Raw genomic sequence first — 14,188 nt, forward strand, 5'->3', positions numbered from 1 at the left:
GGGTCCTCCGGGTCCTCCGGGTCCGAGGAGGCGCGGGTCAGCGGTCGAGACCGCGGACCGGCTCGGTCTCGTCGTCGTCGGGCCCCGGGGCCGACCGGTCGGCGGTCGATCCGAGCCTGCGCCACCACGGGGCGGGGCCGTCGCGCTCGTCGTCGTGCTCCTCGCGGTCGCGGGCCTGGTCGCGGTCCCGGTCGCGTGCGGCACGCGCGGCGCGCGCCGCGTCGACGTGCGCCTCGCGGGGGTCGTGGACGCGGTCGCTGGGCGCGCGCAGCCCTGTCTCGACGACGGCCGTCTCGTCCGTGTCGGCCTGGGCGATCGACGGCGCCCGGGTGTCCGACCGAACAGCGGCTGTGCCGTGCGCGTCGGCTGCCCCGTCCCCGCCGGCCCCGCGGTCCCTGCTGTCCGTGTGGTCGCCGCTGTCCTCGTCGTCACCGCTGTCCGCGCCGTCCGTGCGGCGATGCGGACGGAGCCGACGGATCCGCTCCGCCAGCCGCCGTCGCCGGCCGGCCACGCGGTCGTCCTCGCCGCCTGCATCGCCGTCGGTCTCCGCGCCGGGCGAGGGGACGAGCGGCTCGCCGCCGTGGTCGGTCGTCTCGTCGTGGTCGGAGCCGAGGCGGGCGGCTGCGGGGCTGGCGCCGGTGCCGGTCCGGTCGTCGGCTGCGCGCTCGGACGGCGGGTCTGATGCGCGCTCCGGCACGAGGCCGGACGACGTGGCCGCAGCACCCGTCGACGACCGCGACCACGGGGACGTGCCCGACAGCACCGGCTGCGGGCCGGTCTCGACGTCGCCGGCCGGACGCGCACCTCCTGCAGGAGCAGCCGCCGTGTCGTCGTCGTGCCCGAGGAAGCTCCGCAGCGAGACGACCATCGCCAGCACCGAGGGCACGGCCACCTCGAGGGCTCCGAACGCGCCGACGAGCAGGGGGTCGGGCCCGACGTGGGCGAGCCGGCCGGGCCCCGCGGCTCCGGAGGCCGACCAGGCGAGCAGGCCGAGCAGCACCCCGGCGACGATTCCGCCGGAGACCCCGACGAGCACGCGACGCAGCACGTCGGCCGATCCGGACTCGGCGAGCAGCCGCTCGATCCGCGGGCGCAGCAGGGTCGTCACGACGAACGCGGCGACGACCGGCACGAGCAGCCCGACGAAGGCGAACGACGAGGAGGCGGTCGGCAGCGCCCCGAGGAAGGGCACGGCGGGCATCGGCCCCACCGAGGTGCCGAGCGGCGAGACGCCCGAGCCGGTGCCGAGCGCGAAGCCGGGGCCGACGAACCAGGAGGCGGCCCAGACGACCAGGTCGGGCAGCAGGGCGAGCTGGCCGAGGGTCAGGGCGATGCCGCCCAGCAGCCCGGCGTGCGCGCCTTCGTAGAGGGTGATCAGCTCGCCGTAGTTCGTGAGCATCAGCACACCGACGACGACGCCGGAGACGGCGAGCACGCCGGCCGCGCTCGCCGTCCCGATGCGGAGGCCCGCGGCGGCGACGACGCGAGCGGTGCGCGGCGTGCGGGCGACGAGCGAGACGAGCGCGCCCGTGACGGGGTCGGCCGGCTCGCCGCGACGTCGGCGCGTGATCTCGGCCATCGCCACGACGGGCACGGCGTAGACGAGCGTCGGCAGGACGATCCCCTGCCACAGGACGGGCGAGGCCAGGGGGTGCTGGGCCGTGGCGGTGACCAGCAGGCTCAGCAGGGCGAAGACCCCGATGGTGCTGAGGACCCCGACGACACGGTGCGAGGTCTCGGCGACGGCGCGACCGGCGCGCACCCCGAGCAGGACGGTCAGGACCGAGAAACCGAGCGCGGCGATCGTCACGGCGAAGGGGGCCTCGGCTCCCGGGACGCCGGAGGCGGCGGCGGTCACCGCTCCCAGCTGCAGGTCGAGGTCGACGCCGTGCCCGACGAGCCAGATGTCGACGGCGGCGCGCCAGAAGACGATCCAGTCGATCTGGAGGCCGTACTGGAACGCCCAGAGGAGGCTGAGGACGACGACGGGCAGCCCGACGCCGATGCCGACGACGAGCAGGGCCTCGAGCGCGGCGAAGACGGCGGTGACAGGGCGGTTCATCGGGCACGACTGTACCGCCGGGCCGCTGGGCGGCCGACGTGCCGTGCCGTGCGGCCGACGTCCCGTGCGTGCCGCGCGGTCGACGTCCCGTGCGTGCCGCGCCGCCGGGGACGCACGAGGGCGGGCGTGTCCGTCGACCGCGGTCCGTCGTGACGGACCGGGCCGGACGAACACGCCCGCCCAGGAGGCGCGGTGCCGGTCACGACACCGCGCGACGACCTCAGAGGGCCGCGTACACCTCGCGCAGCAGGGCCGCGGTCTCGCTCGGCGTCTTGCCGACCTTGACCCCGGCGGCCTCGAGCGCCTCCTTCTTGGCCTGGGCCGTGCCCGCCGAGCCGGAGACGATGGCGCCGGCGTGGCCCATGGTCTTGCCCTCGGGCGCGGTGAAGCCGGCGACGTAGCCGACGACCGGCTTCGTCACGTGCGCCTTGATGTAGTCGGCGGCTCGTTCTTCGGCGTCGCCGCCGATCTCGCCGATCATCACGATCGCCTTGGTGTCGGGGTCGGCCTCGAACGCCTCGAGGGCGTCGATGTGGGTCGTGCCGATGACCGGGTCGCCGCCGATGCCGATGGCGGTGGAGAAGCCGAGGTCGCGCAGCTCGAACATCATCTGGTAGGTCAGGGTTCCCGACTTCGAGACGAGGCCGATCGGGCCGGCGCCGGTGATGTTCGCCGGCGTGATGCCCACGAGCGACTCGCCCGGCGTGATGATGCCGGGGCAGTTCGGGCCGATGATGCGGGTGGCGCCGCCCTTCGACTTGGCGAGCGCCCAGAACTCCGCCGCGTCCTGTGCGGGGATGCCCTCGGTGATGACGACGACGAGCGGGATGCCCGCCTCGACGGCCTCGACGACGGCGTCCTTCGCGAACGCGGGCGGCACGAAGACGATCGAGACGTCGGCGCCGGTCTCGGTGATCGCCTCGGCGACCGTGCCGAAGACGGGCAGGGTGACGTCGCCGTGGGTGACGGTGGTGCCGGCCTTGCGGGCGTTGACGCCGCCGACGACCTGGGTGCCCGCCTTCAGCATCAGCGCCGTGTGCTTGGTGCCCTCGCCGCCGGTGATGCCCTGGACGATGACCTTGCTGTCCTTGTTGAGGAAGATCGACATGGTTGTGCTCTGTCCCTTTACTTCGAAGCCAGTTCGGCGGCCTTGTCGGCAGCCTCGTCCATGGTCGCGACGACGGTGACCAGCGGGTGCGCCGCCTCCGCCAGGATCCGTCGGCCCTCGTCGACGGCGTTGCCGTCGAGGCGCACGACGAGCGGCTTGGTGGCCGCGTCGCCGAGGATTCCCAGGGCCGAGACGATGCCGTTCGCCACGGCGTCGCACGCCGTGATGCCGCCGAAGACGTTCACGAAGACGCTCTTGACCTGCTCGTCGCCGAGGATGACGTCGAGGCCGGCGGCCATGACCTCGGCGCTCGCCCCGCCGCCGATGTCGAGGAAGTTCGCGGGCTTGACGCCGCCGTGCGCCTCGCCGGCGTAGGCGACCACGTCGAGGGTCGACATGACGAGCCCCGCGCCGTTGCCGATGATGCCGACCTCGCCGTCGAGCTTCACGTAGTTGAGGCCCGAGGCCTTCGCCTTGGCCTCGAGCGGGTCCGCCGCGTCGGCGTCCTCGAGGTCGGCGTGGCCGGGGTGGCGGAAGTCGGCGTTCTCGTCGATCGTGACCTTGCCGTCGAGGGCGACGACGTCGCCCTGCTCGGTCAGCACGAGCGGGTTGACCTCGACGAGCGTCGCGTCCTCGCCGGCGTAGACCTCGTACAGCTTGACGAGCACGGGGGCGACCTTCGAGACGAGCTCGTCGGGGAACCCGCCGGCGCGCGCGATCTCCTCTGCCTTGGCGAGGTCGATGCCCGCGAGCGGGTCGACCTCGACGCGGGCGAGGGCCTCGGGCTTCTCGACGGCGAGCTGCTCGATCTCCATGCCGCCCTCGACGCTGCAGAGCGACAGGTACGAGCGGTTGGCGCGGTCGAGCAGCACCGAGAAGTAGAACTCCTGCGCGATCTGCGCGCCGCCGGCGACCATCACGCGCTTGACGACGTGGCCCTTGATGTCGAGCCCGAGGATCGCCTCGGCCGCCGCCTCCGCGTCGTCCGGGGTCTTCGCCACCTTGACGCCGCCGGCCTTGCCTCGGCCACCGACCTTGACCTGGGCCTTGACGACGGTCACGCCGCCCATCTGCTCGGCTGCGGCTCGCGCCTCCTGCGGGGTGTCGGCGACGACTCCCGGCAGGACGGGCACGCCGTAGGACTCGAACAAGTCCCTGGCCTGGTACTCGAAAAGATCCACGCTGTTCTTCCAATCCGCATCGCTGCGCCAGTGCTCTGGAGGGGCTGCCGACCGAGTCGGCACCGGCCTCGTCGCCCACCTCGCGTCTGTCTCGACGTCGGGACGGACAGGCCTCGGCCAGCCTAGCGCCTGGCCTCCGGGCCCCTCCCGGGTGCGTGCCCGAGGAGGCGCGGAGGGGTAGGGTCCCGGCCCCGGGGTACGGCCGGGGAGGAGTCACTGCCGATCCGCTGTGGACGGCGCGCGTGTCGGTGGCCCCCGGCATCGTATGGACCGTCTCGGCGCGCTCCGGTGCCGGGACGCACCACGAGGACGCCGCATGACCACCACCCGCACCGCCGCCCGCAGCACCCGCACCAGCACCAGCACCCGCACTGCCCGCAACACCGATCGCGACCGCATCGCCGACGTCGCCGCCCGCCTCTTCGAGTGGGACGACCTCAAGCCCGCCCAGGTCGAGGCGGTCGAGTCGCTGCTCGCGGGGCGCGACACGTTCGGCATCATGCCCACGGGCTTCGGCAAGAGCGCGATCTACCAGGTCGCGGGCGCGCTGCTCGACGGCCCGACCGTCGTCGTCTCGCCGCTGATCGCGCTGCAGGCCGACCAGGTCGCGGGGCTCGTCGGGCACCCCGACGCCCCGCCCGCCGTCGACGTCAACTCGGGCCACACCGACGACGAGAACGACGAGAGCTGGAGGCGCGTCGACGCCGGCGAGGTCACGTACGTGTTCCTAGCCCCCGAGCAGCTGGCCCGCGACGAGACGGTCGAGCGGCTGGCGCGGGCGGGCGTGTCCCTGCTGGTCGTCGACGAGGCGCACTGCGTGTCGTCGTGGGGCCACGACTTCCGGCCCGACTACCTGCACCTGGGCGAGATCGTCGAGCGGCTGGGCCGACCCCCGGTGCTCGCGCTGACGGCGACCGGCTCCGGACCGGTGCGCGACGAGGTGATCGAGCGGCTGCGGCTGCGCGACCCGCTCGTGATCAGCCGCGGATTCGACCGCCCGAACCTGTCGCTCGCCGTGCACCGCCACGAAGACGAGGCCGAGAAGCGCCGCGCGATCGTCGAGCAGGTCGCCGAGCTCACGACGCCCGGCATCGTCTACGTCGCCACCCGCAAGGAGAGCGAGCGCTACGCCGACGAGATCGGCGAGCGCTGCCCCGACCGCACCGTCGAGGCGTACCACGCAGGCCTCCGCTCGGCCGAGCGCGGGGCGCTGCACGAGCGGTTCCACGCCGGCGAGATCGACGTGATCGTGGCCACGAGCGCCTTCGGCATGGGCATCGACAAGCCCGACGTCCGGTTCGTCGTGCACGCCGACGTGCCCGAGTCGCTCGACGCCTACTACCAGGAGATCGGTCGGGCCGGGCGTGACGGCGAGCCGGCCGACGCGACCCTGCACTACCGGGCTGAGGACCTGTCGCTGCGGTCGTTCTTCGCGGCGGGGCTGCCGTCACGAGCCGAGTTGCGGCGGGTGCACGAGGCGATCCGCGCCTCCTCGGGGCCGATCAAGCGCAAGGTGGTCACCGAGGCGACCGGGCTCAAGCCGCGGCAGGTCTCGCGGCTCGTCGACCTGCTGCTCGAGGCGGGCGTGGTCGCCGAGACGACGAAGGGCTACGAGGTCACCAACGACCTCGCCTCTAAGGAGGCGGCCGAGGAGGCGCGCCAGGTCGCCGAGGGACGCGAGCGGGTCGAGAAGTCGCGCATCGAGATGATGCGCACGTACGCCGAGTCGCACGGCTGCCGGCGGCGGTTCCTGCTCGGCTACTTCGGCGAGGAGGCGCCCGAGCGCTGCGGCAACTGCGACGACTGCCGGGCCGCTGCGGCCGAGCCCGACCGCCCGGCTGACGCCGAGGAGGCGCGGGTCGACGACCCGGAGCACGCTCCCCTCTTCGTCCCCGACACCCGTGTCTCGCACCCTGCGTGGGGCGAGGGCACGGTGATGAGCACCGAGGGCGACCGCATGACGGTGTTCTTCGAGGGCGAGGGCTACAAGGTGCTCGCCCTGGGGGCGGTCGAGGAGCACCACCTGCTCACGGCCGTCTGAGCACGATCCCGGCGCTCGTTCCCTGTGAAGCTCCGCAGGGGCCGGGGCACGGGGCGGGAGTAGACGGGAACCACCTGACACACACGAGAGACACGGAGAACGAGATGTCGAAAGAGAAGAACGTCGCCACCCAGCAGCTGATCGGCGAGATCCTGACCGCCCGCGAGATCGACCGACTCGGCGAGGGCTTCCACGCCGCCGTCGTCGACCACGACCCGGCGCCCGGCGCACCCGCGGGCGTCGAGGGGATCAAGGCGTTCTGGAGCGACTTCTTCACGGCGTTCCCCGACGCCGACCTGGGCGTCGAGACGCTCGTCGCCGACGACGAGAACGTGACCGCCGTCTTCACGATCAAGGGAACGCACACCGGGCCGTTCCAGGGCCACCAGGCCACGGGCAAGAGCTTCACGGTACGCGGCATCCAGGTCGGCCGCTTCGACGACGACGGCCTGCTCGTCGAGCGCTGGGGCGCCACCGACGAGGCCGGCCTGATGCAGCAGCTCGGCCTGGCCTGAGCCTCTCCCCCACCCGCAGCACCGATCGGAAGGACGCACCATGAGCGACACCCAGACCCCCGCATCCTCGGGCGACGAGCCCTACGACGAGGAGACCCAGTTCGAGGAGAGCCAGCAGATCGTCACGAACGACGCGGTCGCCGGCGAGACCGTGCTGCCGGGCCTCGGCGACGGCAACGACGGCCCCACCGGCGGCTCGCCGCGTGAGGCCGAGCCTTCGCTGGCCGAGAACGATCTCGACGACCAGGACGTCGACCTCGACGAGACCGAGTAGCGCGCAGCAACGCCACGACGCCCGCCCACCGCACCGCGGTCGGCGGGCGTCGTCGTGCGCACAGAGTCGCGCTCACTTGCTGTGCCATCCCCGAGCAGCGGCTCTACCGCAGGAAGCATGGCCGCGGGCCTTCGGTGAAAGGCGGGAAAACCAGCGCCGGGCGGCCATCCATTGGGCACTGGCTCAGGCGTAGGCGTGTTCCCAATCTCGCGCGAGGCCCACGCTCGGCTGGTCCGATTGCGCCTGGCCAAGATTTATACCGGAATAATACAAATAGATATTTCTATATGTATTTCTTATCGTAGTCAGGTATTGGTGTCCGACATACCAGTCTGTTAGTTTGTCCTGGCGGGAACTGCCCGCAGGAATGGAGAAATGGATGAGAAGCAAATACGCGGCCATTGGCGTGGCGGCGACACTTATGTTGACAGTCGCAGCCCCAACGACCTCGGCATCTGCCTCAGCCCTGTCGCCGCTGGCGCATCAGGACGTGGAAGGCATCTCAGTCTTTGGTGCTCCAGCGCTCGAAAGTCAGCGAGAGCTCCTTGGTCTCATTGAAGACACCCCCTCGGCGGTCATTCAAGACGTTAGGTCCGGGGAGATTCTTAGCGTGACGGTGAACCCGATGGTGCCCACCGCGAATCGGCGGAATGTTTGCCAGGCTGGCGATGCTTTTTGGGCTAGTGCACACACGCCCTACACGAATAAGTGCTTCTACGGAGGCAAAGGCACGATTCCATTGCCCGGGAGCTTTTCTCGTCAGATCTTCACCGGGGCTTACACAGCGAAAGGTACGTATAACATCAACAACCGAATTATGAGCACCCCGCGACAAGCACCTGGTTCCACTACGATCCTCACCGGGATTGCAGCGACTACAACGGGGACAATTTACTGACTCCTCGTCGCAACGAAGTACAGGTGCCGCTCGCCATTCGAAGGTGAGCGGCACCGCCTCTTTATTGAGGCAGCAATATGATGAAGTGAGCTGTGTGATTCATTTCGAGTCGCGAAAGAATCCCCAGGGCCGAGACGCCGGCGGCGCTCCTCGGACGGTTCGGCAAACCATTCGGCAACGGCCTCAAATTTTCTGCCGTGAGCCCAAGGCATGCTTCTCGGTGACAAGAAGCGTGGGCGGCGATCGAATGCTCCACAGAGACACTCCTACCGTGGTCGCATTCTCAGAGATGTTCTCGGGCACTCTCCTAGGCCTGGGGCACCCAAGACCATTGTCGTCCGCGAATCAGTTTGTCGAAATGCTGCCTAGGTTGTCGCTTTCGATCGAAAGCGACAATCTGATTTGCAGTTGAGCGCACTGGGTGCCATGTCCGAAGCGAAGTCTCCGACGGGGGACTCGTAAAGGATTGACGGGCATGAAGAAGCCCCTGCCCGGCTGGGGGGAGCCGGAATGCGGGGGCCGCTGCTGCCTAGCGGGTTAGGGACCGCCCGGCAGCTCTCGGCCAGCTTGGGGGAAAGCTGACCGGGGCCAAGCTACGCGCGGCCCCTGACGGCTCTCTCGGGCTCAGTAGGGAGCGACTGAGGTCACGACTCAGAGAGCGTGGCGCGCACCTGGTCGATCGCGTCGGCCGGCGTCGGGGCGTTCACCTCGACGGCCACGGCCTCGGCGCTCGTGTCGCCCTTGGGGCGGCGCCTGACGAACCAGCTCGTACCTCGACGCTACCCGCGGCTATGACGGTTACGACGGCCACTCTTCCGGCTCGGGGTGCAGCCGGCCCGTCAGGGCCGACAGCTCGGCCTCGTGCTGGATCATCCACGCGACGGCGCTGTTCAGGCTGTCCTCTCGGCGTAGCCAGGGCCGGCCGCCGGCATCGTCTCGGCCGTGGGCGTAGCAGTGATAGACGATCCCGCCCAGCTCGTGACGAGAGAGCACGTAGCCGAGGGGGGCGGCACGGTCCCGGCGGACCTGCCAGACACCGAACGTGCCAGGGATCGGAGGCACTGCAAGCGGGTGCGTCGGGATCGGCCGGCGCAGAATCTTCGCTGCCGTCTCGCCAGACCCTCGAACTCGCACGGCCAGAGCGTAGGGACCACCCCTGACATGTCTTCCTACTGCTCAGCCCGCAGGCCTGCAACCGGCTCTAGCCTGCCTTCATGGCTAAAGGGAAATTTTGGAATCCGGGGAGCCCGACCGACAGCTACGCCGGCCGCCTAACGTCTAAGAAGGGGACTCCTTGGCTCAAGCTCACGGCACGAGTCGACGACGTGCGCTTGGGCGAAAGTTTCCATGCAGCCGAGGTCATTCTCGGTGAGACGACCAAAGGCGAGGCGCTAACCCTTTGGCATACGGACCCCGCTAATAACTTCCTCTTCAACGAAAAGCAGAGAGGCGAGGAACACCTCTCTCACGAGCAGCAATTCGCATACCTCATACGAGGAGCACACATTGCCTCACCCGGGGACAAGCTATTTCGGCAGTCCACCGTGTCTTTTTGGGACCTCGCAGCCTGGGTCAGGCACCCAGACGTCGTGCCCTTCGATCAAGAGACCCCACCCCCCTTCGAGCCCGCGATCATTCCCTCTGTCTACGACACCGGGGCAGACGTGCGAGTAACAATCGAGAATGCCGCTTACGTCGAGCGGCAGCATGACGGCCGCGAATGCTATCGCCGCTTCCTAGGTACGGATGCACGAGTGGTCTTCACATTCGACGAAGGGCAGACACTTCTAACCCACCAGCGCCTCGCGTTTGACCTCCGAGCATTGATTACGTACTGCTACCAACGAGCCGCGAGCTACACAGAGCAAACACTGTCGTTTGAACCCGGCTCGATCAAGATGCCGTACTCCTACCACCAGGACCGAAAGCGCACGCAGCAGCGCACCCATCACTCTCAACTCGCGCTGTCTCCTGCCGAGCTGTCCCCTACGACCTTGCTCCCTCGCTGGTGGGCGGGCATCAGCGATCTGTATCCCATCCCTCAGATTCTCGCTGGCAGGCACTACACCCGTCAGGCCTACATGGAAGGCCACGTACTCGCCGCTGTGGCCTCGGCCGAAAAGCTCTATGCGTGCCTTGGCCTTCCCGAAAAGAGATTCGACGATTCCTTCTTCAACCCACGCAAAAAGGAACACAGTCAGCTCGAAAAGGAACGGAAGAAGACGGACGCCTCTCAGGAACAGCAGGACTTCGCAGCACTGGTGTCAACTGGCATTAAGAACGAGCCAACGTTCGACATGAAGCTCCACGCTCTCGTGGCTCACGTAGGCCCGGACCTCATGGTTGCTGCGGACATTGACACCGAATTGTGGGTCAAGAAAGTGAGGGAGGTGCGCAACAAACTTGCCCACGAAGGCTCACACGTTGACGGCATCAGCGACAGCGACGCGGCCGACTGGCTCGGAAGGGTCGACGACTCCACCCGTGTTCTTCTTTCCCTCGCCGTTCGTCAATGGCTCGGCGCACCCCGGATGGAGACTCCGCGAGTTAGACGCATCTTCCGGGGCCGAGGAGTCCGGCTGGAGCCCGACGAACAACCTGGAACGGGCGAGCAGGCCGACGCCTGATGAACGCGTCCGATAGAGGATCACTTATCGCGACACCTATGCAACACGTAACCGATAACAGCCTGTCATCGGGCAGCTAGGAAGGGGAACTACCCCACTCAAGGTTGCCCGGTTCACCTCCCGGCATGCAACAATCATGACAGCTTGTCACTTTGCGGGAGCCAGGACTTTGCGCGCTCGTGGAGTTCGGGCGTCTATCCGAGGACAAACAGATGGGGACTGCATGCCTGACGAGACGGCAATGGCTACAGGGGCGAAATGGTTCCGCGGCGCGCTTCAAGTCAATCCATTTGGCTATCAGGGGCATCCAGCCCCATCTGATGCCTTTCCAACAGAAGACGCATACAACGCTGCCCTTCTAGACAAATGCGCGGAGCAAGGCATTGACTTCCTTGCAGTCACCGACCATTGGAAGGCCTCTACGGCTGCGGGCCTCATCGAGGCAGCCGCATCAAGAGGTGTCGTCGTCTTGCCAGGCTTTGAAGCAAATTGCAAAGAAGGCTTCCACCTGCTGATCATCTTTGAGGCAGGTACCGAGTTAGACACAATTGCCGCGGCCATCGGATGGTGCGGTGCCCCAGAGGATGACCCACACGGTCCGGGCAGCAAATCCTTCTCCGAAGTCGCGGGCGAGATGACCCGCCGCGGCGCTCTAGTCATTCCTGCCCACGTCAACGTGGCTACATCGGGGCTGCTGAGCCGCGAGTCCGGGAAACCCCTGCAAAACATAGTCAAGGACGAAAACATCCTGGCGCTTGGAATCACGCCATCACAAGAGGCCATGGCCGATCAGGAGTCGATCCTCGCCAACCGAAAGCCCTATGAGCGACAGCATCCCCTCGTAGCTATCCATGCGGATGATGTCTCGCATCCCAACGCTTTAGCTACCGAGGGGGCATCGACCTGGTTCAAGATGTCCGCCCCTTCTCTGCGAGGCCTTCATCATGCGTTGCGGACCCCTCAGACCCGTGTCCGACGTACACTCCCCACTCCACTTCGCGGAACACGCTTGCGATCGATCAGCTGGACAGGGGGGTTCCTTGACGGTATGACCGTCCCGATCGGCCCCGAGTTGACTGCACTCATCGGGGGCCGTGGAACTGGAAAATCGACAGTGATCGAGAGTGTGCGGTTCGCCCTAGAACAGGCGCCCATCGGAAAAGACGCCCTGCGAGACCATGACGGGGTCGTCACGAAGGTTCTTGGCCCAGGTGCCATTGTGCGTTTGGAGATCGAACAACTCGAACCGACACCTGCGCGATACGTGGTGCAAAGGACTGTGGGCGATCCGGCACTCGTCCTGGATTCCAGCGGCACCAGGACCCAGCAGCGACCCTCAGACGTGATCGGCGAATTGGAAGCGTTTGGGCAGCACGAACTCGCCGAGCTCGCCCATGACAAAACCCTCCTGGCCGACCTCATTCGCCGCCTAGGCGGCGACTTCTCGTCCGAGGGCAAGCGGCCCGGGTTAGTTGCCAAACTCAAGAAAAATCGAACCGACCTCGCCGGCGTCGAACGCCTGCAGGAGGCCCTAGAAATAGATTTGGCCGAGATCCCTCGTCTAACAGAGCAGTCGCAAAAATTCGATGCAACCGACCTGGGGCAAAAACTCGAAGTTCACAAGCTCATCAACGATGAACGGGCAATCTTCGACGAAACCGACCGACGAGTGGAAGCGACACGTGCCCGCGTCGAAGCGTTCGACGCAACAGCTGCTATCACTGAGCTGACGACTCCTCTTCCTGATTCAACCGACAGCGCTCGTCGGGTGGACCTCATCGCTGCAGTGGCCTCAATCCGCAGCGTCGCTGACGTCGTTCAGGCCAGTGTTACGGCAATAGACAACGCCCTGGAAGCGGCTCGTCGCGAGCTTCAAGAATCACGCAAGCGGTGGACTGAGAAAGTCGAGCCCGATCTCGAAGCTCATGCATCGACGATGCGATCGCTAGCCGAGCAAGGCTATGAACCGGACACGTATTTGAAGACAGCGGCGGCCCTAAAAGCCCTGACGCTTAGGACGGATGAGCGGGCAGCTCTCGACGTGCGGCAAAAAGCCCTGATATCTGACCGGGCCGGCCTTCTCGGCGAGCTAGCCATCCTTGACGGACAAATTGCCTCTGACCTACACCAGGCCATCTCCGCGGCGAACGACGTGACCAAGAAGAAGGTGAATGTTCGGCCGACGCCGAATCCCGACCGAACCTCCCTTAAGGCCGTTGTCGATCGGTTCTTTAAGACACCTCGAACGCAAATAATGAGCGCCATCGATTCGGAGAACTTCTCGGTAGCGAGCTTTGTAAAAGCTGCCCGATCGCAGCCGCACGAGCTTGGCAAATACGGCATCTCAGGTGCCCAAGCTACGAATCTGCTCTCTCACGGCGAGGCCCTGTTCCGAGAGATAGAAGAACATACAGTTGGCCTCGCTGTCGACGTGCACCTGAATGTCGCCCCGGACGGTGTCGAATACCGCAAGCTCGACGACCTGTCCAAGGGTCAGCGCGCAACGGCTCTGCTTCTACTGCTGCTGAGCGTATCCACGTCTCCGCTAATCATCGACCAGCCTGAAGACGACCTTGATAACCGCTTCGTGTACCACGGCATCGTCCAGCATCTGCGGGAGCTGAAAGGAGTCCGACAGGTCCTAGTCAGCACCCACAATGCGAACGTACCTGTACTCGGCGATGCAGAGCTTGTTGTCGTCCTCGAGAGTGACGGTCACCATGGCAGCAACCCTGTCGGCGGCGTGGGTTCCCTTGATGAGCCGGCAATTCGCCAGTTCGCCGAACGTCTTTTGGAGGGGGGCGAAGAGGCGTTCCGGGCTCGCCGACACCTTTACGGGTTCTGACTTGCACGATATTGAGTGAGTATCGTCCCTGCCACACCATGTGATCGAACTCAGCCATGAGGCCCAAGGACGTTGCGCATCGCCTCTGGCGCAGCTCAATGAACAGCGGCCGCGGAGCTTGTCGGCGATGTCGGTCGCATCTCAAAGCGAGCGAGCGAGACGGTCGAGCTTGGTGACGACGAGGACGTCGCCGCCACGACATGCCGCAAGCGCTTCTCGGAGGCCCGGCCGCGCTCGAGTCGTGCCCGAGAAGCCATGATCAATATGCACGTGTTGATCGTCAACACCGCGCGCTGCGAGACCGTCACGTTGTGCTGCGAGTTCCTCTCTCGAGGTCGACTCGAGGGCGTATCCGATGAGCCCGAACGGCTGCAGCGTTTAGACCCCCGTCACCGGGCAATTTTGCGGGACAGGCATACGCGAATTCGCGGGTCAGGCGCCACTTGACCTCAGCCGGCCAATCGCGGTCGCGCAGAGTTACACGATGAACGACCAGTCAACGTCACGTCACCTGACGACGTCACGGCGACCCAAGAGGAATCACTGCAAGTTCAAACCTTGACCTTCACACCGGGGCTTGAAGGCTCGCACGCGTGAAGCGGCTCCACGTCTTGGACAAAGTCCAAGTCGCGATTAG

The 14,188-nt window shown here is 66.8% G+C and carries 11 protein-coding genes; 6 read left to right on the forward strand and 5 right to left on the reverse strand.

Annotated elements, in window-relative coordinates; genetic code table 11:
• Positions 1-37: 37 nt before the first annotated feature.
• From ITJ48_RS16260 to sucC, 3 genes are all read right to left on the reverse strand, one after another.
• Positions 38-2,062: a DUF6350 family protein gene (locus ITJ48_RS16260; RefSeq protein ID WP_228506891.1), complete on the reverse strand. Its 2,025-nt coding sequence runs from the start codon at positions 2,060-2,062 to the stop codon at positions 38-40.
• 220 nt (positions 2,063-2,282) lie between these two features.
• Positions 2,283-3,170 (reverse strand): succinate--CoA ligase subunit alpha, encoded by an 888-nt coding sequence (gene sucD, locus ITJ48_RS12480; RefSeq protein ID WP_123547757.1) that lies wholly within the window; start codon positions 3,168-3,170, stop codon positions 2,283-2,285.
• 17 nt (positions 3,171-3,187) lie between these two features.
• Positions 3,188-4,351 (reverse strand): ADP-forming succinate--CoA ligase subunit beta, encoded by a 1,164-nt coding sequence (gene sucC / locus ITJ48_RS12485; protein ID WP_194613914.1) that lies wholly within the window; start codon positions 4,349-4,351, stop codon positions 3,188-3,190.
• A gap of 316 nt (positions 4,352-4,667) precedes the next feature.
• On the opposite strand from sucC, the gene ITJ48_RS12490 reads away from it, so the two are divergent.
• From ITJ48_RS12490 to ITJ48_RS12505, 4 genes are all read left to right on the forward strand, one after another.
• Positions 4,668-6,392 carry a RecQ family ATP-dependent DNA helicase gene (locus ITJ48_RS12490; RefSeq protein ID WP_194613915.1) on the forward strand — a complete coding sequence of 575 codons (1,725 nt, stop codon included), beginning with the start codon at positions 4,668-4,670 and terminating at the stop codon, positions 6,390-6,392.
• A 104-nt stretch (positions 6,393-6,496) separates the two neighbouring features.
• Positions 6,497-6,907: an ester cyclase gene (locus ITJ48_RS12495; protein ID WP_194613916.1), complete on the forward strand. Its 411-nt coding sequence runs from the start codon at positions 6,497-6,499 to the stop codon at positions 6,905-6,907.
• 40 nt (positions 6,908-6,947) lie between these two features.
• On the forward strand, positions 6,948-7,181 hold the full coding sequence (locus tag ITJ48_RS12500; RefSeq protein ID WP_133738265.1) for a hypothetical protein: 234 nt from the start codon (positions 6,948-6,950) through the stop codon (positions 7,179-7,181).
• Between the two features lie 379 nt (positions 7,182-7,560).
• Positions 7,561-8,079 (forward strand): hypothetical protein, encoded by a 519-nt coding sequence (locus ITJ48_RS12505; RefSeq protein ID WP_194613917.1) that lies wholly within the window; start codon positions 7,561-7,563, stop codon positions 8,077-8,079.
• A 798-nt stretch (positions 8,080-8,877) separates the two neighbouring features.
• Here the strand turns inward: ITJ48_RS12505 and ITJ48_RS12510 are convergent.
• A complete protein-coding gene (locus ITJ48_RS12510) occupies positions 8,878-9,141 on the reverse strand; it encodes a hypothetical protein (protein ID WP_194613918.1) in 264 nt (87 codons plus the stop codon).
• A 152-nt stretch (positions 9,142-9,293) separates the two neighbouring features.
• On the opposite strand from ITJ48_RS12510, the gene ITJ48_RS12515 reads away from it, so the two are divergent.
• Together ITJ48_RS12515 and ITJ48_RS12520 are read left to right on the forward strand one after the other, a co-directional pair.
• On the forward strand, positions 9,294-10,706 hold the full coding sequence (locus ITJ48_RS12515; RefSeq protein ID WP_194613919.1) for a HEPN domain-containing protein: 1,413 nt from the start codon (positions 9,294-9,296) through the stop codon (positions 10,704-10,706).
• Between the two features lie 223 nt (positions 10,707-10,929).
• Positions 10,930-13,551 carry a TrlF family AAA-like ATPase gene (locus ITJ48_RS12520; RefSeq protein WP_194613920.1) on the forward strand — a complete coding sequence of 874 codons (2,622 nt, stop codon included), beginning with the start codon at positions 10,930-10,932 and terminating at the stop codon, positions 13,549-13,551.
• Between the two features lie 141 nt (positions 13,552-13,692).
• On the opposite strand, the gene ITJ48_RS12525 is transcribed toward ITJ48_RS12520, so the two are convergent.
• A complete protein-coding gene (locus tag ITJ48_RS12525; protein ID WP_194614467.1) occupies positions 13,693-13,926 on the reverse strand; it encodes a recombinase family protein in 234 nt (77 codons plus the stop codon).
• Between the last annotated feature and the right edge of the window lie 262 nt (positions 13,927-14,188).

This window comes from Frigoribacterium sp. VKM Ac-2530 (assembly GCF_015350835.1).
In the GTDB taxonomy this organism is placed as follows: domain Bacteria; phylum Actinomycetota; class Actinomycetes; order Actinomycetales; family Microbacteriaceae; genus Frigoribacterium.

Excerpts from the sequence above, each read along its gene's own strand:
- ITJ48_RS12520 (WP_194613920.1), top strand. The coding sequence starts at position 10,930 with ATGCCTGACGAGACGGCAATGGCTACAGGGGCGAAATGGTTCCGCGGC.
- sucD (WP_123547757.1), bottom strand. The coding sequence starts at position 3,170 with ATGTCGATCTTCCTCAACAAGGACAGCAAGGTCATCGTCCAGGGCATC.
- ITJ48_RS12495 (WP_194613916.1), top strand. The coding sequence starts at position 6,497 with ATGTCGAAAGAGAAGAACGTCGCCACCCAGCAGCTGATCGGCGAGATC.
- ITJ48_RS12500 (WP_133738265.1), top strand. The coding sequence starts at position 6,948 with ATGAGCGACACCCAGACCCCCGCATCCTCGGGCGACGAGCCCTACGAC.
- ITJ48_RS12490 (WP_194613915.1), top strand. The coding sequence starts at position 4,668 with ATGACCACCACCCGCACCGCCGCCCGCAGCACCCGCACCAGCACCAGC.
- ITJ48_RS12515 (WP_194613919.1), top strand. The coding sequence starts at position 9,294 with ATGGCTAAAGGGAAATTTTGGAATCCGGGGAGCCCGACCGACAGCTAC.
- ITJ48_RS16260 (WP_228506891.1), bottom strand. The coding sequence starts at position 2,062 with ATGAACCGCCCTGTCACCGCCGTCTTCGCCGCGCTCGAGGCCCTGCTC.
- ITJ48_RS12505 (WP_194613917.1), top strand. The coding sequence starts at position 7,561 with ATGAGAAGCAAATACGCGGCCATTGGCGTGGCGGCGACACTTATGTTG.